Origin of the sequence: Bacillus sp. FSL R5-0593, from assembly GCF_038603755.1 — a bacterium.
GTDB classification, from domain to species: domain Bacteria; phylum Bacillota; class Bacilli; order Bacillales; family Bacillaceae; genus Bacillus; species Bacillus velezensis.
The window spans coordinates 3,559,102-3,583,581 of sequence record NZ_CP152011.1; the positions used below are offsets into that span (position 1 = coordinate 3,559,102).

25 protein-coding genes are annotated in these 24,480 nt (G+C 48.7%); 3 read left to right on the forward strand and 22 right to left on the reverse strand.

What is annotated here, in order from left to right; genetic code table 11:
* Positions 1 to 5: 5 nt before the first annotated feature.
* The 18 genes from whiA to NYE36_RS17815 form a co-directional block, all read right to left on the reverse strand.
* Entirely contained in the window at positions 6 to 956 is a 951-nt protein-coding gene (whiA, locus tag NYE36_RS17730) for a DNA-binding protein WhiA (protein ID WP_007407421.1), read from the reverse strand.
* Between the two features lie 26 nt (positions 957 to 982).
* A complete protein-coding gene (locus tag NYE36_RS17735) occupies positions 983 to 1,936 on the reverse strand; it encodes a YvcK family protein (RefSeq protein WP_007407422.1) in 954 nt (317 codons plus the stop codon).
* Positions 1,933 to 2,820: an RNase adapter RapZ gene (gene rapZ / locus NYE36_RS17740; RefSeq protein WP_012118535.1), complete on the reverse strand. Its 888-nt coding sequence runs from the start codon at positions 2,818 to 2,820 to the stop codon at positions 1,933 to 1,935. Before rapZ ends, NYE36_RS17735 begins: the two co-directional genes overlap by 4 nt.
* A 25-nt stretch (positions 2,821 to 2,845) precedes the next feature.
* The gene (locus NYE36_RS17745; protein WP_003151491.1) at positions 2,846 to 3,313 is read right to left on the reverse strand and encodes an 8-oxo-dGTP diphosphatase; all 468 of its coding nucleotides are present in this window, start codon (positions 3,311 to 3,313) and stop codon (positions 2,846 to 2,848) included.
* A 273-nt stretch (positions 3,314 to 3,586) separates the two neighbouring features.
* Positions 3,587 to 4,537, reverse strand: a complete 951-nt coding sequence (gene trxB, locus NYE36_RS17750) for a thioredoxin-disulfide reductase (protein ID WP_241457706.1) — start codon at positions 4,535 to 4,537, stop codon at positions 3,587 to 3,589.
* 206 nt (positions 4,538 to 4,743) lie between these two features.
* Positions 4,744 to 6,156 carry an NlpC/P60 family protein gene (locus NYE36_RS17755; RefSeq protein WP_094032517.1) on the reverse strand — a complete coding sequence of 471 codons (1,413 nt, stop codon included), beginning with the start codon at positions 6,154 to 6,156 and terminating at the stop codon, positions 4,744 to 4,746.
* A 396-nt stretch (positions 6,157 to 6,552) separates the two neighbouring features.
* Entirely contained in the window at positions 6,553 to 8,007 is a 1,455-nt protein-coding gene (locus NYE36_RS17760) for a tetratricopeptide repeat protein (RefSeq protein ID WP_015240667.1), read from the reverse strand.
* A 115-nt stretch (positions 8,008 to 8,122) separates the two neighbouring features.
* Positions 8,123 to 9,184 carry a HAMP domain-containing sensor histidine kinase gene (locus NYE36_RS17765; RefSeq protein WP_007614006.1) on the reverse strand — a complete coding sequence of 354 codons (1,062 nt, stop codon included), beginning with the start codon at positions 9,182 to 9,184 and terminating at the stop codon, positions 8,123 to 8,125.
* Positions 9,181 to 9,858 carry a response regulator transcription factor gene (locus NYE36_RS17770; protein WP_012118540.1) on the reverse strand — a complete coding sequence of 226 codons (678 nt, stop codon included), beginning with the start codon at positions 9,856 to 9,858 and terminating at the stop codon, positions 9,181 to 9,183. Before NYE36_RS17770 ends, NYE36_RS17765 begins: the two co-directional genes overlap by 4 nt.
* Before the next feature lie 194 nt (positions 9,859 to 10,052).
* Complete coding sequence (locus tag NYE36_RS17775; protein WP_012118541.1) at positions 10,053 to 11,822, reverse strand: ABC transporter ATP-binding protein; 1,770 nt, start codon at positions 11,820 to 11,822, stop codon at positions 10,053 to 10,055.
* 211 nt (positions 11,823 to 12,033) lie between these two features.
* A complete protein-coding gene (gene hisIE, locus NYE36_RS17780; protein WP_094032518.1) occupies positions 12,034 to 12,654 on the reverse strand; it encodes a bifunctional phosphoribosyl-AMP cyclohydrolase/phosphoribosyl-ATP diphosphatase HisIE in 621 nt (206 codons plus the stop codon).
* Positions 12,651 to 13,409 (reverse strand): imidazole glycerol phosphate synthase subunit HisF, encoded by a 759-nt coding sequence (hisF, locus tag NYE36_RS17785; RefSeq protein ID WP_094032519.1) that lies wholly within the window; start codon positions 13,407 to 13,409, stop codon positions 12,651 to 12,653. The genes hisIE and hisF overlap by 4 nt, the downstream gene beginning before the upstream one ends.
* Positions 13,406 to 14,143, reverse strand: a complete 738-nt coding sequence (hisA, locus tag NYE36_RS17790) for a 1-(5-phosphoribosyl)-5-[(5-phosphoribosylamino)methylideneamino]imidazole-4-carboxamide isomerase (RefSeq protein ID WP_094032520.1) — start codon at positions 14,141 to 14,143, stop codon at positions 13,406 to 13,408. Before hisA ends, hisF begins: the two co-directional genes overlap by 4 nt.
* Complete coding sequence (gene hisH, locus NYE36_RS17795; protein WP_007407432.1) at positions 14,140 to 14,778, reverse strand: imidazole glycerol phosphate synthase subunit HisH; 639 nt, start codon at positions 14,776 to 14,778, stop codon at positions 14,140 to 14,142. Before hisH ends, hisA begins: the two co-directional genes overlap by 4 nt.
* On the reverse strand, positions 14,779 to 15,363 hold the full coding sequence (gene hisB / locus NYE36_RS17800; RefSeq protein ID WP_060562509.1) for an imidazoleglycerol-phosphate dehydratase HisB: 585 nt from the start codon (positions 15,361 to 15,363) through the stop codon (positions 14,779 to 14,781).
* Entirely contained in the window at positions 15,329 to 16,642 is a 1,314-nt protein-coding gene (gene hisD / locus NYE36_RS17805) for a histidinol dehydrogenase (RefSeq protein ID WP_072589609.1), read from the reverse strand. Before hisD ends, hisB begins: the two co-directional genes overlap by 35 nt.
* On the reverse strand, positions 16,639 to 17,280 hold the full coding sequence (hisG, locus tag NYE36_RS17810) for an ATP phosphoribosyltransferase (protein ID WP_012118547.1): 642 nt from the start codon (positions 17,278 to 17,280) through the stop codon (positions 16,639 to 16,641). Before hisG ends, hisD begins: the two co-directional genes overlap by 4 nt.
* Complete coding sequence (locus NYE36_RS17815) at positions 17,273 to 18,445, reverse strand: ATP phosphoribosyltransferase regulatory subunit (RefSeq protein WP_007407436.1); 1,173 nt, start codon at positions 18,443 to 18,445, stop codon at positions 17,273 to 17,275. Before NYE36_RS17815 ends, hisG begins: the two co-directional genes overlap by 8 nt.
* A 241-nt stretch (positions 18,446 to 18,686) precedes the next feature.
* Here NYE36_RS17815 and NYE36_RS17820 point away from each other — a divergent pair, with 241 nt between their 5' ends.
* Complete coding sequence (locus NYE36_RS17820) at positions 18,687 to 19,412, forward strand: C39 family peptidase (protein ID WP_031378286.1); 726 nt, start codon at positions 18,687 to 18,689, stop codon at positions 19,410 to 19,412.
* A 20-nt stretch (positions 19,413 to 19,432) separates the two neighbouring features.
* On the opposite strand, the gene NYE36_RS17825 is transcribed toward NYE36_RS17820, so the two are convergent.
* Genes NYE36_RS17825 through hprK form a run of 4 tightly spaced genes read right to left on the reverse strand, consistent with a single transcriptional unit; the run spans position 19,433 to position 22,390 of the window.
* On the reverse strand, positions 19,433 to 19,948 hold the full coding sequence (locus tag NYE36_RS17825) for an acyltransferase (protein WP_039253698.1): 516 nt from the start codon (positions 19,946 to 19,948) through the stop codon (positions 19,433 to 19,435).
* Between the two features lie 3 nt (positions 19,949 to 19,951).
* Positions 19,952 to 20,602 (reverse strand): pyrophosphatase PpaX, encoded by a 651-nt coding sequence (gene ppaX, locus NYE36_RS17830; RefSeq protein ID WP_012118550.1) that lies wholly within the window; start codon positions 20,600 to 20,602, stop codon positions 19,952 to 19,954.
* A gap of 25 nt (positions 20,603 to 20,627) precedes the next feature.
* The gene (gene lgt / locus NYE36_RS17835; protein WP_064115338.1) at positions 20,628 to 21,443 is read right to left on the reverse strand and encodes a prolipoprotein diacylglyceryl transferase; all 816 of its coding nucleotides are present in this window, start codon (positions 21,441 to 21,443) and stop codon (positions 20,628 to 20,630) included.
* A 14-nt stretch (positions 21,444 to 21,457) separates the two neighbouring features.
* A complete protein-coding gene (gene hprK, locus NYE36_RS17840; RefSeq protein WP_013353746.1) occupies positions 21,458 to 22,390 on the reverse strand; it encodes an HPr(Ser) kinase/phosphatase in 933 nt (310 codons plus the stop codon).
* A 169-nt stretch (positions 22,391 to 22,559) separates the two neighbouring features.
* Here hprK and nagA point away from each other — a divergent pair, with 169 nt between their 5' ends.
* Positions 22,560 to 23,750: an N-acetylglucosamine-6-phosphate deacetylase gene (gene nagA, locus NYE36_RS17845; protein ID WP_265451064.1), complete on the forward strand. Its 1,191-nt coding sequence runs from the start codon at positions 22,560 to 22,562 to the stop codon at positions 23,748 to 23,750.
* Complete coding sequence (gene nagB / locus NYE36_RS17850; RefSeq protein ID WP_265451065.1) at positions 23,747 to 24,472, forward strand: glucosamine-6-phosphate deaminase; 726 nt, start codon at positions 23,747 to 23,749, stop codon at positions 24,470 to 24,472. Before nagA ends, nagB begins: the two co-directional genes overlap by 4 nt.
* Positions 24,473 to 24,480 lie beyond the last annotated feature (8 nt).

The following is a 24,480-nucleotide window of genomic DNA, read 5'->3' on the forward strand; positions in this document are numbered from 1 at the left end:
TACGGTTATTTCAAAGTGATGCTTTGTCCTGTACGCAGCTGTTCTGCGATTTCATCGAGCTTTCTCAGCCTGTGATTGATGCCGGATTTGCTGATTTTCCCGCTTGCAACCATTTCCCCCAGTTCTTTCAGCGTGACCTCCTGATAATCAATCCGCAGCTGCGCAATTTCGCGAAGCTTTTCCGGCAGCGCTTCAAGACCGATCCGTTCATCAATGTATTTAATATTTTCCACCTGTCTGAGAGAAGCACCGATGGTTTTGTTTAAGTTTGCTGTTTCACAATTGACGAGGCGGTTCACTGAGTTTCTCATGTCTCTGACAATCCGCACATCTTCAAAACGCAGCAGTGAATTGTGAGCGCCGATGACATTCAGAAATTCAGTGATTTTTTCCGCCTCTTTTAAATACGTAATATAGCCTTTTTTCCGTTCAAGCGTTTTGCTGTTCAGATGAAATTCATTCAGCAGCGCGCATAATGAATCGTTATGTTCCTTATAAAGCGAGAAGATTTCCAAGTGGTACGACGATGTTTCGGGATTATTCACAGATCCCCCCGCCAAAAACGCCCCTCTCATATAAGAACGTTTGCAGCAGCGTTTCGCCACCAGTTCCTCAGAAATATTCCGTTCAAATACAAAGTTCTCTCCGAGGATTTTCAATTCCTCTAAAATCAGCTTTGCATTTTCAGAAAAGCGCACAATATAAACATTGTTTTTTTTCAGCCGCATTTTTTTTCTGACTAACAGTTCGACCGATACATCATATTGTTTCTTCAGCAATGTATAAATGCGGCGGGCAATCGCCGCATTTTCGGTTTGAACGTCAAGCACGAGATGGCGGTTTGAAAATGACAGGGAACCGTTCATCCGAATCAGCGCGGACAGCTCAGCCTTGGCGCAGCAGTCCTTCACTTCCAGATTCGTCAGTTCTTTTTTTGTTTCCGATGCAAATGACATATTAGCCACCTCATTTCAAAAGGCCTCTAGTCCCTTAATAAATCGACAAGAAGAGAAGCCACTTTATGTGTATCGTGACGGATTACGCCATTTTTATACGTGATAATCTGATCCCTGATGACCTCAAGCCCCATGGATTTCAGCTTTTCAACATTGAAGTCGACGGGCCGGGCCAGCTCTTTCGCATATTTGCTTTTGATTTCGTCAGGGATCTCCTCATTGTTGATTAAGATCGTGTCGATAAACGGCTGCTCCATATGATCGTTCAGCGCCTTGACATGGTCGGCCGCACTGTATTGCAGCGTCTCTCCGGGCTGTGTCATGACGTTGCATATATATACTTTTTTGGCCGCAGCCTTGACGACTTCCTCTCCGATTTTCGGAACGAGCAGATTCGGAAGAATGCTTGTGTACAGGCTTCCCGGACCGATAATGATTAAATCGGCCTGACGGATGACGTCAATCGTTTCCGGGAGCGGATCAATTTTTTCAGGCGTAAGAAACACCCGTTTAATCCGCTGGCCGTAAGAAGGGATTGTCGATTCTCCGGAGACGACCTGCCCGTCCTCCATTTCAGCGTGAAGAACGACACTGGTGTTGGCAGCAGGCAGCACTCTGCCGCGGACATTCAGCACCTTGCTCATTTCGGTGACAGCGTGAAAGAAATCACCGGTTATATTTGTCATCGCTGCCAAAATCAAATTGCCGAGCGAATGTCCGGTTAAGTCGCTTCCTTTGTTGAAACGGTGCTGAAACAGATTTTCAACGAGCGGCTCAACATCTGACAAAGCAGCCAGTACGTTACGGATGTCACCCGGCGGCGGAATTTGAAGTTCATCCCGCAGACGGCCTGAACTTCCGCCGTCATCAGCAACTGTCACAATCGCCGTAATATCAACGGGCTTATGCTTTAACCCCCGAAGCAGCACGGACAGACCAGTTCCGCCGCCGAAGATTGCGATTTTCGGCTTCTTATTCATTTCCGGCTTCTCTTTTCAATGTCCCGGTGAGTGACATGAGTATAGAAATCTTTTTTAAAATAGTCAGCCAAATATTCAGCGAGCGTGACGGAGCGGTGCTGGCCGCCCGTACAGCCGATCGCGATGACAAGCTGGCTTTTACCTTCCCGCTTATAAGACGGAAGCATAAAGCCGAGCAGATCAACAAGCTTTTCAATAAACTTTTGTGTTTCGTTCCACTTCATCACATAGGATGACACTTCCTCATCTTTCCCCGTAAGCGGCCTCATGCTTTCAATGTAGAACGGATTCGGCAGAAACCTTACATCAAACACGAGGTCGGCATCTATCGGAAGCCCGTATTTGAAACCGAATGACATTACGTTCACTGTAAATGTTTCACCTTGGTTCGTGGCGAAATGCGCCACGATTTTTTCACGCAGATCACGCGGTTTCATATCCGATGTGTCATAGATCAGCTGAGAGCGCCCTTTCAATTCTTCAAGCAGCTGGCGTTCCAGCGCGATTCCTTCAAGAGGAAGCCCGGTAGCGGCCAGCGGGTGAGAACGCCTCGTTTCTTTGTATCTCGTCACAAGGATGGAATCCTTAGCGTCTAAAAAGAGAATGCGCGGTGTAATCCACGGATTTTCCGCCATTTCATCCAGCGCCTCAATCAGCCTGTCAAAAAATTCACGTCCCCGCAGATCCATGACAAGCGCGACCTTGCTCATTTTTGAACTTGATTCTTTCATCAGCTCCAAAAATTTCGGCAGCAAGGAAGGCGGCAGATTGTCAACGCAAAAATAACCGAGATCCTCAAAGCTTTGAATGGCGACGGTTTTCCCCGCTCCAGACATTCCCGTAATGATGACGAGCTGAATATCATGGTTTTCATTCATACTCATCTTTCTCCCCCCTGCGGTCTTTCTTTTATTTGATAAGCTGCGGATCTAAACGATAGCTGAGCAGCTCGAAGTCCGGCGTATACGTAAAGGTGCCGTGCAAAAGCCCTTGGCCCTTGATCATAAAATCAAGGATATGTCCGTCTCCGGGGGCCATCGGAAGGCTGTGGATATCTTTTACGTCATGCCACTTCAGAACGCCTTCCTCTGATTCAGCGACATTTCGCCCCGTGTACGAGTCGGCGACGAAAGTAAACATCATCCACTCTGACACGATTTGTTCCTGTTCCTTAATAATAAAGGTAAACACGCCTTTTAACTGCGGATTTAGTATATAAATGCCCGTCTCTTCTCTGTACTCTCTGATGACGGAATCTCTGACGGATTCGCCGCTTTCCATCTTCCCGCCGGGCGCGACCCACCAGCCCCGTCTCGGCTTTTGGAGAAGGAGAACCTGATCATCTGTCTGCAGCACACAATTTGTCACTCTTTGCACAAGTACGTCACCTAACCTTCTCAACAAATCATCGTCTCTTCATTATACCGTTTCGGCATGTCTCTCACAATGCAGAGACACCGACATCCTTTTCTTTTATTTGACAGAAAACAGAAAATCGCAAAAAAAGGGCACGGATACTGGAATCCGTGCCAAAGTGTATTCATTAAAAAGGGGGTCAATTACTACATTCATCTTAAAACATCAGTATTTCACCCGTGTTACAGCGTAATTAAAACACAGTAACGATTCAAAAACTGAACATTACAGTGATTATTTAACGGTTTTGAGCGTTTCCTCAAGCTCTTCCACATAATGCTGAACGCTTTGAGCCGCAATACTTCCGTCGCCTGTCGCCGTTACGATCTGGCGGAGCGTTTTTTCACGGATGTCTCCCGCGGCGAAAATGCCTGGAACTTTTGTTTCCATTTGAGCGTTTGTTTCAATGTAGCCTTCTTCATTTGTGATGCCCAAGTTCTCGAACGGTTTAGAAAGCGGAAGCATACCGATATAAATAAAGACGCCGTCAGCTTTGAATTCTTCCTCTTCTCCCGTCATGGTATCCACAAGAGTAAGTCTGCCGACTTTTCCGTTTTCCTCATGGATTTCTTTTACGGTTTTGTTCCATTTGAAGTCAATTTTCTCATTGTCAAAGGCACGCGCCTGAAGAATGCTTTGCGCACGCAATTTGTCACGTCTGTGAACGATGGTGACTTTTGAAGCGAAGCGTGTCAGATAGACGCCTTCTTCAACGGCGGAGTCTCCGCCGCCGACAACGACAAGCTCTTTATTTTTAAAGAACGCGCCGTCACAAACCGCGCAGTACGATACACCGCGGCCGCCCAGTTCTTTTTCGCCGGGAACACCGATCTTTTTGTATTCCGCTCCGGCAGAAATGACGATGGCACGCGCTTTATATTCTTTTGAACCGGCTTTGACCGTTTTATATTCTTTACCGTCAACGATTTCTTTAATATCGCCGTACGCATATTCCGCACCGAATTTTTTCGCATGTTCAAACATTTTATTAGAAAGTTCAGGGCCGAGAATGCTTTCAAAACCCGGATAGTTTTCAACATCCTCCGTGTTGGCCATCTGGCCGCCCGGAATTCCTCTTTCGATCATTAATGTGGATAAGTTCGCTCGTGATGTGTAAACAGCAGCGGTCATCCCCGCCGGACCCGCGCCGATAATGATCACATCATAAATTTTTTCTTCTGACACCATGATTCACTCCTTTTCGAAATGGGGCGCACCCTATATGACTAAGAATCCCCATCAATCGTATTCCTTACCCATATCCTATTAAATCTGAAGGCAATTCGCTATTTTTTTGCTCATTTTTCTGAAAAACCGTGATTAGGCAGCTCCTGAGCGGGTATACAAATAAAGAAAGAGCCTTCCGGGATAGAAGGCCCTTGTCTTATTCATTATTGCACGACACGTCTTACATTGCCGTTGAATGCTTTCTTCCAGTAAGGGTTGCTCATAGAATCAATGGATACACCGTGTGATGTATTATCGTTCAGGAACGTTCCGTTACCTAAGTAGATGCCGACGTGGCCGTTTGTTTTATACGTGTTGAAGAATACTAAGTCTCCGCGTTTCATGTCAGACGCGCTTACTGCCTTACCTCTTCCGATTAATGTATCTGTGTTTGTGCCGCTTGCAGGTCCGAGATTAACGCCTGCGTTAGCATAAGCCCAGCGTACGAATGAAGAGCAGTCAAAAATACGGTTGTCAATATCGGATTGAGTGCGTCCGCCGCCGAACTTGTACGGGGATTGACCCACAAGGCTTGATCCTACGCTGATGGCGCCTTCAATACCGCCTGAATTTGAAATAACAGATCCGCCGTCAGAATCATCTGAACCGCCGCTGTTATGAGATGATCCGCCTGAAGTGCTCTTCGGTTTGCTTGAGCTGTCAGATGAATCAGATGATGTTGAAACAGCCGCTTTTTTCACAGTTTTAACCGCCGGTGCCGGCTGGCTGTCATCTTTTTGGTTTTGGTCTTCAGAAGCTTTTTGCGCTTCTTCCTGTTTTTTGATCAGGGCAGCCGCTGCAGCCTGCTCAGCTTTAATGCGCTTCTGTTCTTTTTCAGTATCAGCTTTTTCATTTGCAAGCTTTGATGCTTCTTTTTTCAGATCAGAGATAGCGGAAGCCGCTTTTTTCTGGCCGTTTTTCGCTTCGTCGAAAAGCTTGTCTTTCTGATCAAGCTGTCTGTTCAGGTCTTTTTGCATAGACTCGAGTTTCGCAAGATCATCTTGAACTTTTTTCAGCTTCACGTTAAGTTCAGCTTCTGCGTCTTCGAGTTTCGCTTTATCCTGCTCCTGCTGTTTGATCAGGTCTTTATCCGCATCAACGATAGAAGATACCGCAGTCGCACGGGAAATGAAGTCTCCGAAGCTTGTCGCCCCTAAAAGAACATCTATGTATCCTTGAGAACCGCCGTTTTCCTGTAAAGAACGAACGCGTTTTTTTAGGATTTCATTGCGTTTTTCAATACGCGCTTCTGTTTCTTTGATTTCTTTTTTCAAATCAGCGATCTGCTTTTTCGTTTTTTCGTTTTCAGCTTTTTTATCTTCGATTTTATTGCTTGTATCCAACGCTTTAGCGTTAATGTCTTTCAGTTCTTTTTCAATCTTAGCCTGCTTGTCCTGAAGCTTAGACAATTCTCTTTCTTTTGCTTCAAGGCTTGAAGCCACCTCAGATTGCTTGCTTTCGATTTTTGCTTTTTTGCTGTCTAATGTTTCCGCCGATGCAGTTTTTGTAAACGGGATCAAAAAACTGCTTGTCCCGATGACGGAAGCCAAACCAAGTGTTAATAAACTCTTTTTCACTTTTTCTTTCCTCCCTTTTACTTTAAACCTGTTCTCATTTGGAATTCTATTATGAACATCAAAGTTACGCTCCCTCACATACCCGTGAGGCTGATGATTTTTATGTATGAATCTTTAAATCTTTTAAATTGGTATAGATTATACAGCACATGTAAAATAAACTAATCTCTTATGTACGAGACTCATTATACCATCATGTTTCGACAATTTTTATTACAGTTATATTTCAATGTGATTGCAAATCTCATATTTTGCAAAATAAACGGTGATTACGGCCTGATTTCGATTCGAAAAGCAAAAAAATACGTATGAATACCTCTTTTTTCGGCGGTAAAGTTCTGTTTTGCCCCTTTCTGATAAAAAAAGAACCGACTCTTTATATAGAAAGAATCGGTTTTATTCTAAAATATCATCTATTTGTCTGATGTATTTCGAAAGTGTTGCCGGGGTTATACCGTAAACGGCGGCCGTTTCTTTTTTCGTCGTTTTTTCGCCGTTTGCTTCTTTCCATACATATGCGATGGCTGCGGCCCATGCCCGCTCATTCTGTACGGCAGCGGCGGCGCGGATGTGCTGAATGACGTGAAAAACCCAGCAGCTCATGACGTCAGTTTTTAAACTGTCGGCTTCCGCTTTCTCCAGAAGCTTGACCGTCCGATACGTGAACAGCGCATCACCGGAGACACCTGAAACGCCTTTTTCACCGGAAAGCAGCAGTCTGACGAAATCTTGTTCAAACGGTGAAACGGCGCGTTTTGCCGTCAGAACTTTTTCAAGCTGGTTCCGCTCTCCTTCAGCGCTGCTGATATAATAGGCGGCAAGCCGCTGTTCAAGTGAAGCAGGCAGCGGTTCCTGCCGCTCCGCCCAAGGCGCGGGCCGGTCTGATTCGGGAAATTCGGCTTCGGCCTTTTTCCAAATGGTTTCCGCAAATTCTATGCGGCCTGTCCCGTAGGCTGAGGCGGCCAGCCAGTAATAAAACGTTTCGTCGCCTTCGAATCCGCTTTTGTAAAGAGAACGGAGCCATTTATAACCGAGATCATGTCTGCCGACAAGCGCAAGCGTCGCCCCCAGCTTATAGCGCTGTTCGAATAAAATCGGATACACATTGGCGAGTCTTCCGCTCAATTCTCCGACTTTTTCATCTTCCCTCTCGTAATAGCAGAATACAAGGAGGTTGCACAGGGCATGGAGATTGCCTTCATTTTTCTCAAGCACTTCGAATACCGTTTGTTTCGCTTTTGTGACATTGCCTGAGTAAAAGTAAGCGAGCGCCAGGTTGTTGTATGCAGACCAAAGCTCGGGGTAATCGGCCGTAATCTCTTCAAGCATGACAACCGCTTCATGAAGCTGGCCGCTCTCAAGAAGCGCTTTTGCCCGATCCTGCCTGATCAGCAGCTCATCCTGGTCATAGAGCGATTCGTTTTCACCCGCTTCGCCGAAATCCAAAAGCTCCATCAGATTTTCAATTTCTTCGCTGAATTCCCCGTCCGGATCGGCATCTGAATAAGCCGCTGCTTCTTTGTATGCTTCCTGAAAGAGCCCCAAATGCGCGAAATTATTCGCCTTAAAGTAATGACACTCGGGCATTTCTTCTTTCAGGTTCACCAAAATAAAGTCGAACAGCTCATTTGACTGCTGGTAGTGGCCCATTTCAGAATAAATGACGGCCAGCCGGGACAGCATTTCGGAATCATTCGGCTCGAGGTGGACGGCCCGCTGAATCAGTTTGCTGGCCCGCTTTAAATTCCGCTCTTTATATGCTTTTAAGCCTTTATGAAAAAAATATTGTCCATCCTGAAGCAGCTGGACAATTTGCGCGTGCTTTTTCTGTTCAGAAGTGTGTTTTCCCACAAATATCCTCCGTTTTATACGTATTACCGTCAGTAGTATACCATAAAACGGTTTCACCTCAATAGTTCAAAAGACAGGATCGGCTTCGTTTTTTACTGGCTGGTTCGACCAGATTTTAGCTGTTTTTTTCACGAGGCTCGGCTGGAAGAATGACACGGAAAAGGGTTCCTTCGCCGCGCTTGCTCTCAACCTCTATCGAACCGCCGTGCAGCTCTGCGATTTTTTGGGCGATGGACAGGCCGAGCCCGCTTCCTCCTTCGTTTCTCGCCTTGTCCGCTTTATAAAACCGTTCAAATACACGCTCCGCCTGTTCAGGCTCCATTCCGATTCCGTCGTCGGCGATTTCGACAGCCGCCGCCCCCGGCAGATCTGCAATTTTAACGGAAATGCGGCCGCCTTCACCGGTAAATTTTACGGCATTGTGAATCAGATTCATCCATACTTGGCTGAGCAGCGCTTCATCTCCGTACACATACGACTCCTGTAAATCAATGAGAAACTCAATCTGTTTGGCGGACCACTCAGGCTCACAGGTCAATATGGTGCGCCGCAGCTGTTTGTCAATGCGGAACGGTTTTTTTTGTATCGGTTCGGTTTGGCGTTCGAGCGCAGTGAGCTTCAGCAGATTTTCACTGATTTTTGATAATCGTTCTGTTTCTGTTTCGATGATGTGTAAGTAGCGCCCCCGCTCCTCATATGATAAATCCGGTTTTTTCAGAAGGTGCGCGTAGCCCTTTAATGAAGTGAGCGGGGTTTGGATTTCATGGGAAACGTTCGAAATAAATTCTTGTTTCAGTTTTTCCATTTCACTCAGTTCCGCGGCGAGTGTCGACAGTTCATCAGCCAATTTCGTCACGGGATGGTTCCGCTCAATCTTCTCCATTTTCCGGGAAGCGGCCGCTGTGAAGTTACCGCTCGACATTTGCTTGATCGTGGCGGTCAGCGAATCCCAGATCGCATGATGCCTTTCACGTGCTGACTTTGAAAAAATAAACATCGTTACGAACAGCAGGCCGAAAACAAGCCAAAGCGTCAGAATCTGCTCGGCGTACGGCACAAGCAAAATCGGCCATATGAGACCGAATCCCTGAACAATCAGGTGAGCCGCCAGCCATAAGAATGCGGTGACGGTGAGAAGGATGATGATTTTTCCAGCCGTTCTGAAGATCCGTTTCATCCTGTCACCACAAACCGATACCCGAGCCCCCGCACCGTATGGATGGCAAACGGATAGTCTTTTTCCGGAAACCGTTCTCTCAGCCTTTTAATATGCACATCAACGGTACGCTCGTCACCTTCATAATCAAAGCCCCAAATATCTTCTATTAGTTGTTCTCTTGAAAACGTCTTATTCGGATAACCAGCGAGCTTAAATAAAAGCTCAAATTCACGCCGGGGCAATGTCAATCCCGCTCCGCCGCCGCGCGTTACGGTGCGGGATTGCTTATCTAATGTGACCGTTCCGATGGTCAGCAGTTTTTCAGCGGTGATCCGGTACCGTTTCAGCAATGCTTTGACCCTTGCTTCCAGCTCAAGCGGCTCAAACGGTTTGACGAGATAATCATCCGCTCCGGAAGTAAAACCTTGCACTTTGTCCAGCGTTTCGCCTTTTGCCGTCAGCATCAAAATCGGAATGTCCGTAAAGCTGCGGACGGCTTCACTGACTTCAAACCCGTCCATTTTCGGCATCATCACATCCAGTATGATGAGATCTATAGGTGCTGATTCGATCAGCCGCACCGCCGCTTCCCCGTCTTCCGCTTCTGCGACGTCAAAACCGCTCTGCTCCATCATAAGGCGGACAAGCTCACGGATATGGCGGTCATCATCCGCAACCAATATGACAGCCATGAAAATCCCTCCTTCTGCTTTTTTCTTTTCATGAATCGACATGATGTCTATAAACCGAATTTTTTCATTGTCTCCTGTACCGGCATACACGCTTAGGCTTGGTTCTTCACCGACCGTACACCCGTATGAACAGGACTCCGGCTGCAAAATAAAAAGCAGCTTTTTCAGCTGCTTTTTATTCATAAAGTCTTGCTTTACACAGCTTTGTTTTCTAAGTCGGCATTCAGCTTCAGCTGCTGCTCCGCAAAATCGCGGTACAGCGAATGGGATGCCATTAATTCATGGTGTGTGCCCCGTCCGGTGATTTCACCCTGTTCGACAAAGAGAAGCTGATCTGCATCCACAACCGTGGATAAACGGTGGGCAATCACGATGGTGGTGCGGCCTTTCATTAGAACTTCCAGCGCCTGCTGCACCCATTTTTCAGATTGGCTGTCCAGACTTGATGTCGCTTCATCAAGCATCAGAATGCTCGGGTTGCGAAGGAGCGCTCTGGCAATGGCGATGCGCTGGCGCTGTCCGCCTGACAGCATAATCCCCCGCTCACCGACCTCGGTTTCAAATTTCTTCGGTAAGTCTTCAATAAATTGCAGGGCGTAGGCCATGTCAGCCGCTTGCCTCAATTCCTCATCAGTCACCTCGCGTTTTAATCCGTAGCAGATATTGTCGCGGATGGTGCCTGACATTAACGGGCTTTCTTGCGACACGTAGCCGATATGCTCCCGCCATGACTCAAGGGAATACGCATCAATCGGTTCATTTCCGAGCAGGATGCTGCCCGCAGTCGGATTGTAGAATCGTTCAAGCAGCTTAAATAACGTTGTTTTTCCGCCGCCGCTCGGTCCGACGATCGCGGTGACTTTGCCGGCTTCAATCGTAGCCGTAATGTCTTTTAAGATGGTTTGATCTGTTTTGTAGCCGAATGAGACTTGTTCAAGTTTAATCGGCTGATCCGCATTTTCAATGGCTTTTCCGGTTTGGATATCTTCTTCTTTTTCTGCAAGAATATGAATCATCCGTTCCGTTGCGCCGACGGATTTTTGAAGCTGTGTGAAAAATGAAGTGATCTGGCCCATCGGCATAATGATCTGAAACAAATACAGGATAAAGGCAACGAGTGCGCCGGCTGTCAATTCACCGGATGACACCTGCATCCCGCCGTACCCGATGACAGCGACCAGCGCCGCCATTAATACAAGTGTAATAAGCGGGCCTACGAGCGACTGCACCTTCGCTTCACGCAGCCCGAGTTTAAAGAGTGCCATGATGCCTGCTTTTCCGCGTCCGTATTCCGCTTCTTCAGCGTTTGACGCTTTTACAAGCCTGATTTCCGGGAGGATGTGGTTTAATAATCCGGTGAATCTCGCCGTTTCATCCTGTGTTTCCCGAGAAATTTTAAACATTTTCCGGCCGATCGGCACTAAAATCACCGCAGCCAGCGGCACGACGATCAGCACGAGCAATGTGAGCTTCCAGTTCATGAAAAATAAGATCGTCAGTGACCCGATAACGGAAATGATTCCGGTAATAAATCCGCTGATATTGTTTGTGATCAGCTCTTTTACCACCATTGTGTCATTGGTGACACGGCTGATCGTTTCTCCCGTGGCGTTTTTGTCAAAATAAGAGACGGGCAGTTTAATTAATTTCTGCCACAACAAATCACGCAGTCCCGAGATGATTTTCTGGCCGCTGTAGTTCAGGGCGTAGGTGGCGTAGGCGCTTAATGCGGCCTGTACGATAAACACGGCTGCGATGATTCCGATTTGCACGCCTGACAGCGACGACATGGAAAAGCCGTCAACGAGCTGCTTTGTCAATAGCGGAATCAGCAGGCTGACGAGCGTTGTCACAATACTGAGAGACAGCGCGAAGGCCAGCATACCGTATGATGGTTTTGTTTTTTTGACTAATGAAAAGAATGAGCTGAATTTCCCTTTAGGTTTTGGTTGTTTATTCGGCATATGTTTTCCTCCTATATCACTGTTTATACTATAACGGATGTGCATGAACGGAATATGAACAAAACGTATATTTTTGATAAAAACCAAAATAAACTCTATTAGTCAATATTATCAAATTCATCTGCCTCCGGTTGCGGAAATAAGGAATATTTAATTGAATGTTTAAGTTTGACAGATTAAAAACCTCACGGATCTCTCCGTGAGGTTTGTTTTACTCAGATGCTGAATGGCGTTTTGCAAGAACGTCAAGCACATCGTCCAAAGGAAGCGACTGCTCACGCAGAAGAACGAGCAAATGATACAGCAAATCCGCCGCTTCCCATTTTAATTCTTCTTGGTCGCGGTTTTTCGCGGCGATAATAACCTCTGCGGCTTCTTCGCCGACTTTTTTGAGGATTTTATCGACGCCTTCCCGAAACAGATACGTTGTGTAGGCTCCGTCAGGCATCTCCGCCTGCCGTTTGGCGATTACGCTTTCCAGTTCATTTAAGATGCCGAAACGATCCTGCGCGTCCGCTTTTTCCGGAGAAAAGCAGCTGTAGCTTCCCTTATGGCATGCGGGTCCTGAGGGCTCCGCAAGCACGACAAGAGCATCTTGATCGCAATCATAGCGGATGGCTTTCACCTTTTGGGTATTCCCCGACGTCGCTCCTTTATGCCACAGCTCCCCGCGTGAACGGCTGTAAAACCAGGTTTCTTTCGTTTCTATCGTTTTTTCGTAGGATTCACGATTCATATAAGCCAGTGTCAGTACTTCTTTGCTTGCCGCATCCTGCACGATGGCGGGAATCAGTCCGGCCTCGTCAAACCGCAGTTCATCTGCCCGTTTCATCTCACATTCACCCCGTGTTTCTTCATATAATCTTTCACTTCTTTTATAGATGTCTCTTTGTAATGGAAAATGGAAGCTGCAAGCGCGGCGTCCGCTTCACCGATCGTGAAGGCTTCAAGCATATGGCGCGCGCTGCCGGCTCCCCCTGACGCAATGACGGGCACCGGGACGGCACGTGTGACAAGCTGTGTGAGCGTATGATTAAAGCCTGTTTTCTCACCGTCTGCGTCCATGCTTGTCAGCAGGATTTCACCCGCTCCCCGGCTGACGGCTTCTTTTGCCCAGGCCGTGACTTCCCACTCGGTTTTCTGTCTGCCGCCGTGTGTGTACACTTTATAGCAATCCGAATCTTCGTCATACTTTGCGTCAATCGCCGCTACGATGCATTGCGAGCCGAAAAAATCCGCTCCTTCCGTAATCAGCTCGGGGCGGAGAACGGCCGCTGTATTAACGGATACTTTATCAGCGCCGGCGCGAAGCATTCGTTTCATATCGCTTAATTGATTAATTCCGCCGCCGACTGTAAACGGAATCGCCAGTTTTGCCGCAACTTGTTCTACGACGTCTGTCATCGTCTTGCGGCCTTCGTAAGAGGCGGAAATGTCGAGAAAAACAAGTTCGTCAGCGCCCTCCGTGTCGTAAGCTTCGGCCAGCTCGACAGGATCGCCCGCATCTTTCAGCCCGAGAAATTGAATGCCTTTGACGACGCGGCCTTCTTTCACATCGAGACACGGAATGATTCGTTTCGTGATCATGCGTCCTTCACCCCGCTGAGCGCTTCGGCCAATGTAAATTGTTTTGTATACAGCGCTTTTCCGATAATCGCTCCCGATACGCCGGCGTCTTTGAAGCGGGCCAGTGCTTTGAGGTCGGCGACTGAGCTGACTCCGCCTGAAGCGATGACGGTTTTTCCCGTTGCTTTTGCGAGCTGAACGGTGCTTTCGATGTTCGGTCCTGACAGCATGCCGTCAGTTGCAATATCCGTGAAAATGAAGGTTTCCGCTCCTTCGGCCGCCAATTCACGGCCCAGATCGGCCGCCCTTACCGAGGATGTTTCCAGCCAGCCTTCCGTCGAGACATATCCGTTCCTTGCATCAAGACCGATCGCGATTTTGCCGCCGTATTGTCTCAGCATGCTCTTCACAAATGCCGGATCGGAAACGGCCGAGCTGCCGAGAATAACGCGATCAACACCTTGTGATAAATAACCGTATACATCCGCTTCAGAACGGATCCCGCCGCCGATCTCGACTTTGGCATCAAGCTGCCGCGCAATGTCAAGAACATGCCTGTCGTTTACTTTCCTGCCTGCTTTCGCGCCGTCAAGGTCCACGAGATGAATCCATGCGGCGCCTTCTTGTGCAAATTGCGCCGCCATGTCTAAAGGAGAGTCACCGTATATCGTTTCCTTGCCGTAATCGCCTTGGATGAGGCGGACGCATTTGCCGTTTCTCATATCGATTGCCGGATATAATGTAAAAGCGTTCATTTCTTCACCTTCTGTTCCGCTGCCATTTTTGTAAATTGCGTTAAGATCGCCATTCCGGCCGTACCGCTTTTTTCCGGGTGAAACTGTGCACCGAAGACATTACGTTTCCCGACGACCGCCGGAACACGAACGCCGTACTCAGCACTTGCCAGAAGATCACCGTCTTCCATCCCGTCTATATAATAGGAATGGACAAAGTAAACGAAGCCTTCTTCCGCTTCCGAAAGCAAAGGAGACGTTTGGTGAAACGTCAGCCGGTTCCAGCCCATATGCGGCACCTTCAGCTTGTTTCCTTCGGCATCTCTGTCTTTGAGTCTCACAGCTTTTCCGGCTAATAAACCGAGTCCTTTTGCAGAGCCGTTTTCGGTGCTTTCTTCGAAAATGAGCTGCATGCCGAGGCAGATGCCGAGGAGCAGCTTCCCCTCGTCAACCATACGGTGTATGAATTGATCAAGCTTCGCGCTGCGTAAATTGTCCATGGCGTCACTGAATGATCCGACACCGGGGAGAATAAAAGCATCCGCTTTTTCAAGCTCTTCCGGCCGGTCTGATACGACATACGGGACACCGACGCGTTCCAGCGCCTTCGACACGCTGAATAAATTGCCCATACCGTAATCAATTACACCGATCATTTACAGCATTCCTTTCGTAGACGGCACACCCTTGACGCGCGGATCAATGGATGACGCTTCGTCCAGCGCTCTGCCAAGCGCCTTAAACACGGCTTCTATCATATGATGCGTATTCGTGCCGTATTGAACGATGACGTGCAGATTCATTCTCGCTTCCAGCGCCAGTTTCCATAAGAATTCATGTACCAGCTCAGTATCAAACGTTCCGACTTTCGCTTGCGGAAATGCAGCGCGCATCTCAAGGTGCGGCCGGTTGCTCAGGTCTACGGCGACTTGGGCGAGCGCTTCGTCCATCGGTACCAGCGCTGATCCGTACCGTTTGATCCCTTTTTTATCACCGAGCGCCTCCAAAAAAGCCTGCCCTAAGCAGATGCCGATGTCTTCAGTCGTGTGGTGATCATCTATCTCCGTATCGCCTTTTGCGTCAACAGTTAAATTGAATTGCCCGTGCTTTGTGAACAAATCAAGCATATGAGTCATAAACGGCACATCCGTGCTGATGTCGGCTTTTCCTTCTCCATCTATTTCGAAAGCCAGCTTAATATCGGTCTCATTTGTTGTTCTGGCGCGTTCCGCTTTTCTCATCGGTCATTCCTCCGTTTCTCGCTTCAATCGATCTTGCGTGCGCTTCAAGCCCTTCCAGTCTCGCGAAGGCGGAAATGCTGTCCGCGTGCGTTTCAAATGCCTTCCGGCTGTATGAGATGATGCTCGATTTCTTTTGAAAATCTGTTACATTCAACGGGCTTGAAAACCGCGCCGTTCCGTTTGTCGGCAAAACGTGATTCGGTCCGGCAAAATAATCGCCGACCGGTTCAGCGCTGTATCGCCCTAAGAAAATCGCCCCCGCGTGTCTGATGCTTCCAAGCAAAGCCTCCGGCGAATGCGTCATGATTTCTAAATGCTCGGGCGCCAGCGCATTCACCGTGTCCACTGCATCTTCCATCGATTCCGCGATATAAATGCGGCCGTGATCCTTGATCGACGCTTCGGCGATTTCTTTGCGCGGCAGGGTCTGAAGCTGTTTATCCACCTCATCTGATACGGCTTCGGCAAGCTTCCGTGAGTCGGTGACAAGCACGCTTGAGCTGAGCGTATCGTGTTCGGCCTGTGAAAGCAGGTCAGCAGCGACTTCTTTGGGCACCGCCGTATCGTCTGCCAGGACCACGATTTCACTGGGCCCGGCAATCATGTCAATATCCACAACGCCGAAGACTTCGCGCTTCGCGAGTGCTACAAATATATTGCCGGGGCCCGTGATCTTATCAACAGGCTGTATCGTTTCGGTTCCGTAAGCGAGCGCGGCAATCGCCTGCGCGCCTCCCGCTTTGTAAATTTCCTTTATGCCGAGCTCAGACGCCGCCGCCAGAACGCCCGGCGAAAGGCGGCCGTCTTTTCCCGGAGGACTGACGAGAACGATCCGTTCCACTCCCGCAGCGAGAGCGGGGATGACATTCATTAAAACGGAAGACGGATAAGCGGCCGTCCCGCCCGGCACGTATACGCCCGCGGAATCGAGCGCCGTTATTTTCTGCCCGAGCATCGAGCCGTCTTTGCGATGGTAAAACCACGAGGATTGCAGCTGACGTTCGTGATATTCTTTAATATTGGCAATCGCCTGTCTGATCACTTCCAGCAGCTGATCATCAAGCAGACGGTACGCCTCGGTGACTTCCTCTGCACTCACGGCCATTTGGTTCAGGCTGATGCCGTCAAATGTTTTTGTATAGGCCAAAACGGCTTTGTCACCGTTTTGTCTGACGTCTTCAATAATCCCCCTGACGGTTTTCCGCTGCTCTTCGGTTCCGCTGTCGATGGAACGCTTCAGTGAGAACCGCTCGCTTCTTTTTACTGCCGTTATTTTCATTGTGCCGTTTCTCCTTCCACAACCCTGGCCAGCCTGGCCGCCATTTCGTCGATTACATCATCCTTCATGCGGTAGCTGACCGGATTGACGATAAAACGCGATGTGATGTCACAAATATGTTCTGATTCAACGAGACCGTTTTCCTTTAATGTCCGCCCGGTTGATACGATATCTACGATTCTGTCAGCAAGCCCGATTAAAGGCGCCAATTCAATCGAACCGTTCAGCTTAATGATTTCCACCTGCTCGCCCTGCTCTCTGAAATAACTTGACGCAACATTCGGATATTTCGTCGCAATCCTCGGGGCGACTCCGTTCCAATCCGCTCCGGGAAGCCCCGCAACGGCGAGATGGCATTTGCTGATTTTCAGATCGAGCACCTCATACACGTCACGCTCTTCCTCAAGCATGACATCCTTTCCGGCAATACCGGCATCAGCGACGCCATGCTCGACATAAGTCGTGACATCCATCGGCTTTGCCAGAATAAAGCGGAGATTTTCTTCAGGAACGTCAATGATCAGCTTTCTCGATTCTTCAAACTCCTCGGGCAGCCTGTACCCGGCCTGCCGCAGCAACCCGGCCGCTTCTTCGAATATCCGTCCTTTTGGCATTGCCATTGTGAGTACCTTACCCATTCTGCTCTTCCTTTCTGGCACCGATAAAGTATGTGACGTTTGCGAATGATTTTGTCATATGATCGATATTTTCAATGCCCGCCAGATCCTGCAGGACGACTTTTCTGCCTCTCGCCCTTTCTTCCTCCGCGAATAAAATGGCCTGCGCCCGCTGCTCCTTGCTGAAAATCACGGCGTCCGCTTCACTAGTTTCTTCCTGGATGCCGAGCGCTTCAATCAGCCTGTCGATACGGAGCCCGAAACCCGTGGCGGGAGCGGGACTGCCGAAATGGCCGAGAAGATTGTTATAGCGTCCGCCGCTTCCGATGACAAAACCGACATTTGCCGCATACACTTCGAATAAAATTCCCGTGTAATAACTCATATGGCTTACCATATTCAGATCAAGGCGAATATGCTCGGCACATCCGTAATCCTCAAGAATGTCCCACAGGTCTTCCAGCTCCTGAATCAAGCTTTGTCCGGAGATGCCGATGATCTCCTCCGCTTTGGCGCAGATCTCTTTCCCGCCTCGCAATTCCAGAAGTGCCAGCAGCCGGCTTTTGTCTATTGACGAAAGCGGAAGCGATTTGACATGTTCCCTGTATCCCACGTAATTCTTCTCAAAGAGAAAGCGCCGCAGAACATCCGCCCGCTCAGCATTGCCCAGAACCTCGACAAACAGCTCATCAGCGAGTCCGGCATGGCCGATCGCGATTTTAAACCGGTGCAATCCCGCGTTTTTCAAAGCGCCGGCCGCCAGCGCAATCACCTCGGCGTCCGCGCTTGTTGATCCGTCGCCGATCAGCTCCGCGCCGACCTGTTCGAATTCTGCCGGACGTCCGCCTTCCCGCTCCTGAGCGCGATAGACGCTTGCCGCGTACCCCGCTCTGAGCGGATGATTGTGTTTGTGCAGCTTAGACGCCGCCACCCTGGCAATCGGTCCGGTCATGTCAGGCCGAAGCACAAGCGTTTTTCCGTCCTGATCGAGAAGCTTAAACAGCTGCTGTTCTTCAATGGCTGACTGGACGCCTACTGTTTCATAAAATTCAAGGGTCGGCGTCTCCATAAACTGATAACCCCATTTATCAATTAAATCCGTCAGTGTGGAACGGACTTTTTTCTTTGCTTCGTATAAACCGGGCAGCGTATCTCTCATGCCATGCGGTTTCTCAAACATAAACATTTGCCTTTTACACCTCCGCTTTGTCTGAAGGAAAATTCCGAATCCTTTAGTTCGCTAATATGATAATATGTTAGCAGATAAAAGAATGAATTGCAACGCCCAATGTCCGCCTACTCTTTTCCATAAACATGGCTAAAGAATGAACAAACCTGTAAACATATCGGAACGATCGAATCATATTGAGCAGAAGTGCTATAATACATAGAATAGCTTCAACAGAAACAAGGGAGAAGAATTGATAATGAAGACGCTTGGAACATTATGTGTGCTGATTCTGACAGCCGTCCTTGTCTATCTGGGATATAACATCTATACAAACGATATTCATTTGAATTTTTTCAATCAGCAGTCCGACGAGCCTGATGAGAAAACACCGTTAAAAGGGAGTGCGTCACCGCTGAATGTCGTTCTGTACAGACAGATGGATTCTCCCAGACTGTACAATGGCTGTGAGGTGACAAGCCTTGCCATGATTTTGAACAATGCCGGATATCATGTGTCAAAAAATACATTGGCGGATAAAATCAATAAAGTTCCGCTCACATACAGCAGCGGGCTGAAGGGAGATCCGAATGAAGGATTTGCCGGAGATATGGAAAACGGCCCGGGTTTAGGCGTTTATCATGAGCCGATTGATAAACTTGCCAAAGAGTATGCGGGAAACAAAGTATACGACCTGACGGGAAAAGACATTTCTTCAGTGTACCGCCAGCTTGAAAAAGGGCGGCCGGTCTGGGTGATTACCACCACATCCTTTAAGCCGGTTGATAATATGCAGACTTGGAATACGCCGAACGGAAAAATCGACATTACGTTCAGCATGCATAGCGTAGCCGTTACCGGTTATGATCACGATTATGTATACGTTAATGATCCTTATGGCTATAAAAACAGAAAAACAAACCGATCTGACTTTGAAAAAGCCTGGAAGCAGATGGGCAGCCAGGCCATTGTGATCAAGTCATAAAAAAACCCCGCTGACGTTAATCAGCGGGGTTTTCCCATTCGTTCTTTCATTTCTTCGTCCGTATAGATCACCTGCATCGGATTTCCTCCGACAAACGCCCCGGCCGGGACATCTTTGTGCACCAGCGTGCCGGCTGATACAACGGCTCCGCTCCCGATGGTGACGCCGGGCAGAATCGTTGTGTTTGCCCCGATCATTACCTCGTCACCGATTGTGACATCACCGGTCCGGTACTCATGTATTAAATATTCATGAGCCAAAATCGTCGTATTGTAGCCGATGATGCTGTTTTCTCCGACAGTGATTTTTTCGGGAAACATAATATCCGGCATCACCATCAGCGCGAATGAGGTTTGTTTTCCGACATTCATTTTCAAAAAGGTTCGGTACAGCCAGTTTTTCACGCTTAAAAACGGCGTATACCTTGCGATCTGAATGATGATGAAATTTTTCATCACCTTCAGAAAGGGAACCGTCTGATAAACATGCCACAATGAATTTGCACCTGAAACCGGATAGCGGTCTGTTTTTCTCACGGATTACTTCACCCCGGTGATGTGCAATAAATCACTCATTTTCTCAAGCATATAATCGGGTTCATAGGCGGAAAGCGTCTGTGCGCCTTTAATCGTCCACGCGACGCCGGCTGTTTTCGTGCCGGCGTTTTTTCCCGCCATGACATCGTGATAATTGTCACCGACCATTATGGCTTCCGACGGATCGCACCCAAGCCGGCTGAGAGCAAGCCGCACAGGCTCGGGGTCAGGCTTCGGATGCTTTACATCATCAAGCGTGACGACAGTATCGAAAAACGCCCCGATGCCTGTCAGCTTCAATCCCATATTGACTGTATCCCTCAGCTTCGTGGTGACAATCCCGAGCTGATAGCCCGCTTTTTTCAATTCATCCAGCGTTTCGTAAACCGTTTCGTACTCCGTGACGAGCTCATCGTGCTTTTCATGGTTGAATGCTCTGTACATGCTGATCATCTCATCGCACTTTTCAGCATTAATGCCTGAAAACGTTTCATACAGAGGCGGGCCGATAAACGGAAGCACATCTTCCCTTTTGAACTGCCCCGGGCAATAATGATCAAGCGTATGAAGGTAAGAAGCGATAATCAGTTCATTCGTGTCAATCAGCGTGCCGTCGAGATCAAATAAAATGGCGGTTACACGTTTATCAGTCATCTTATGTCCTTTCCGATTTCAGGCGTCAGTCCGTGTCGGCATACCGCTTATCGGCATACCCCTTCATGCGTCTGAAAATCATTAAAATAATCGCAAGTACAATCAGCACAATGGAAATGACCTGCGCGATCCGAAGCTGGCTCGTAAGCATCAGGCTGTCCGTCCGCATTCCCTCAATAAAGTATCTGCCGATCGAATACCAGACCACATACGTCAAAAACAGATTGCCCCTGCGCAGGTTCACGCGGCGGAGCAGAAGCAGAATCACGACGCCCGCAAAACTCCACAGCGATTCATACAAAAACGTCGGGTGATAATATTGTCCGTCTATGTACATCTGATTAATGATGAAATCCGGAAGATGCAGACTTTCCAAAAATGACCGGCTGACCGCTTCACCGTGAGCCTCTTGGTTGATAAAGTTCCCCCAGCGCCCGATGGCCTGGCCGAGCAGAATACTCGGCGCGGCAATATCCGCCAGCTTCCAGAATGAGATGCCTCTTACTTTTGAAAAGACGATTCCCGTTGCGATCGCGCCGATCAATCCGCCGTGAATCGCGATGCCGCCTTTCCAGGTTTTAATGATTTCCCCGGGGTGTTCCGAGTAATAGCTCCACTCGAAAAGCACATAGTATGCCCGTGCGCAAATGATTGCGATCGGGATGGCGAAAAGAACAAGATCAATAAAAATGTCCTTTTTCAGCCCCCGCTTTTCACTCTCCCTCATGGCCATCCAAAGCCCTAATAACGCACCCGCGCCGATAATGATCCCGTACCAGTGCACGGATAAAGGCCCGAGCTGCAAGGCAATCGGATTGATTGGTGTTCCTGCTTCGTTCATATTATTGCCAACTCCTATTCGTCTTGTTCGCCGTCTTCAATGACATCCGCCAGCTTATTCGTAAATTGCTCGGCAGCATTTAAGCCCATCCGCTTCAATCTGAAGTTCATCGCCGCAACTTCGATAATAACGGCGAGATTTCGCCCAGGGCGGACAGGAATGGTCAGTTTTGTAATTTCCGTATCAATGATTTTCATTTTTTCTTCTTCAAGTCCGAGACGGTCGTATTGTTTCCCTTGCTCCCAAAGCTCAAGGTCCATGACGATTGTAATTCTTTTATTGCTTCTGACGGCGCCCGCTCCGAACAGCGTCATGACATTTATAATGCCGAGCCCCCTGATTTCGAGCAGATGCTCAATCAGATCAGGCGCGTTCCCGACGAGCGTATCCTGATCCTCCTGCCGGATTTCGACGCAGTCATCCGCGACAAGACGATGGCCGCGTTTGACGAGCTCCAGGGCCGTTTCACTTTTACCGACGCCGCTTTTTCCCGTTATGAGCACACCGACGCCGTATATATCCACAAGCACGCCGTGAATGGCGGTTGTCGGCGCGAGACGGCTCTCAAGAAAATTCGTCAGCCGGCTTGACAGTCTGGTTGTTTTCAGAGGGGATCTGAGCACAGGCACGCCGTTTTTCTCGGATGCTTCTACAAGCTCCGGCGGGATCGGCATATCTCTGGAAAGTATAATAGCCGGCGTCACATCGGTGCACAGCGATTCCATCCGCTGTTTTTTATCCTCCTCAGGAAGCTGATCGAAAAATGACAGCTCCGTTTTTCCTAAAAGCTGCACCCGTTCTCTCGGGTAATATGTAAAATAACCGGCGATTTCAATACCGGGCCGTGATAAATCACTCATCGTAATCGGGCGGTTAATCCCTTCTTCTCCGCTGATCAATTCTAAATGGAACTGCTCCATTACGTCTTTGGTCCGAACCTTTGCCAAGATATGTTCCTCCTGTTCTGGGATGTTCCGAGCTTTGAACAGTTATATTTTATCACTTTACCGTCTGAACCAAAACAGATTTATACAATTCCGGCATAACTGGTCTAGATAACTAGTCTGAAAAAGAGTAAAATAAAACTAACAACTAACCAGAAAGGCGTGTTTTAAAGTGGCTGAAAGCTTGTTAATCAGCGGTGCGGACATCGTAACAGAAGAAGAAATCATCCGAAACGGTTTTCTCGGTATAAAGGACGGCATCATTTCTTACGCGGGGAAAACAAGACCGCAAGAAACGTATGAGAAGGAATGGAAGGCGCCCGCGGGCTCGTATGCGCTTCCCGGAATGATTGATATTCATATTCACGGCGGATACGGCGCGGATACGATGGATGCTGATATTGCAGCTCTTGATACATTGTCCGTCCGGCTGCCCGAAGAAGGAACAACCTCTTTTTTAGCGACAACGATCACACAGCAGCACGAAAACATTGAAAAAGCGCTCGTCAACGCCAAAAAATGGGCGTCTTCCTCACCTCAGGTCCAAAAAGGCGCTGAGTTGATCGGCATTCATTTAGAAGGACCGTTTGTCTCTCCGAAAAAAGCGGGAGCACAGCCGAAACAATGGATTACGCCGTCCGATGCCGGGCTCTTTCAGAAATGGGAGCGTCTCTCCGGAGGGCTGATCAAAATCGTGACGCTTGCACCGGAAGAAGATCCTGATTTCAGCCTGATCCGTTATTTAAAAGACCGGAACATCATCCCGTCAATGGGACACACAGACGCGGGAGCCGAGCTTTTACAAAAAGCGGCGGATGCCGGGGCGGTGCATATGACGCACCTCTTCAACGCCATGAGCTCCTTTCATCACCGTGAGCCGGGGGGCATCGGTACGGCTCTCGCCTGCGGCCGCATCACGGCGGAGCTGATCACTGACGGCATTCATTCCCATCCTTTGGCTGTAAAGCTTGCCTATTTGGCGAAAGGAAGCAAAAACCTGATCATGATTACAGACTCCATGCGGGCAAAAGGGCTTAAGGACGGAGAATACGAATTCGGCGGACAAAAAGTCACCGTTCGCGGGGACACGGCGCTTCTCTCTGACGGGACGCTGGCCGGTTCCATTTTAAAAATGAATGAAGGCGCGGCGCTCATGCGCAGGTTTACAAACTGCTCATGGCTGGATATAGCAAATATGACATCGGCAAATGCGGCCCGCCGCCTCGGCATATTCGACCGTAAAGGAAGCATTGCCGAAGGAAAAGACGCCGACGTTGTTCTGACGGACGGACAGTGCGGCGTGCTGGCAACGATTTGCCGCGGAAACACCGCATATATCTCAAGGGAGGCTGATTGGACATGAATGTTATCACATGCAGACATTATGAAGAATTAAGTGAAAAAGCCGCATCGATTATCGCTGAAACAGTGAAACAAAAGCCGGATGCCGTTCTCGGCCTTGCGACGGGAGGCACTCCTGAAGGCGTATACAAAGAACTTGTGCGGATGCACCGCTCAGAAGACTTGTCATTCCGAAATGTCACGACGATCAACCTTGATGAATACGCCGGGCTTTCTCCCGAGGACAAAAACAGCTATCATTATTATATGAATACACATTTTTTTGCACATATCGACAGCCGAAAGGACCGCCACTTTCTCCCTGACGGACGGGCAGACGATCTTGATGCCGAATGCGGACGCTATGACCGATTGATTCAAACACTCGGCGGAGCGGATATACAGCTTTTAGGCATCGGACACAACGGCCATATCGGCTTTAATGAACCCGGGACGCCATTTGAATCCCGAACCCATGTCGTTGAGCTGAATGAAGAGACAAGACAGGCGAATGCGCGGTACTTTCCGTCAATTGATCAAGTCCCTGTAAAAGCCCTGACAATGGGAATCGGGACGATTTTGTCCGGCAAACGGATTTTGATCATGGCATCCGGAAAAAGCAAGGCCCAAGCGGTGAAGCAGCTTCTGGACGGGCGCATCAGCGAAGCATTCCCCGCCTCCGCTCTGCACACGCATCCGGATGTGACGGTCTTGATTGATGAAAAGGCTGCGGGCGGCGATTGAAAGGATTT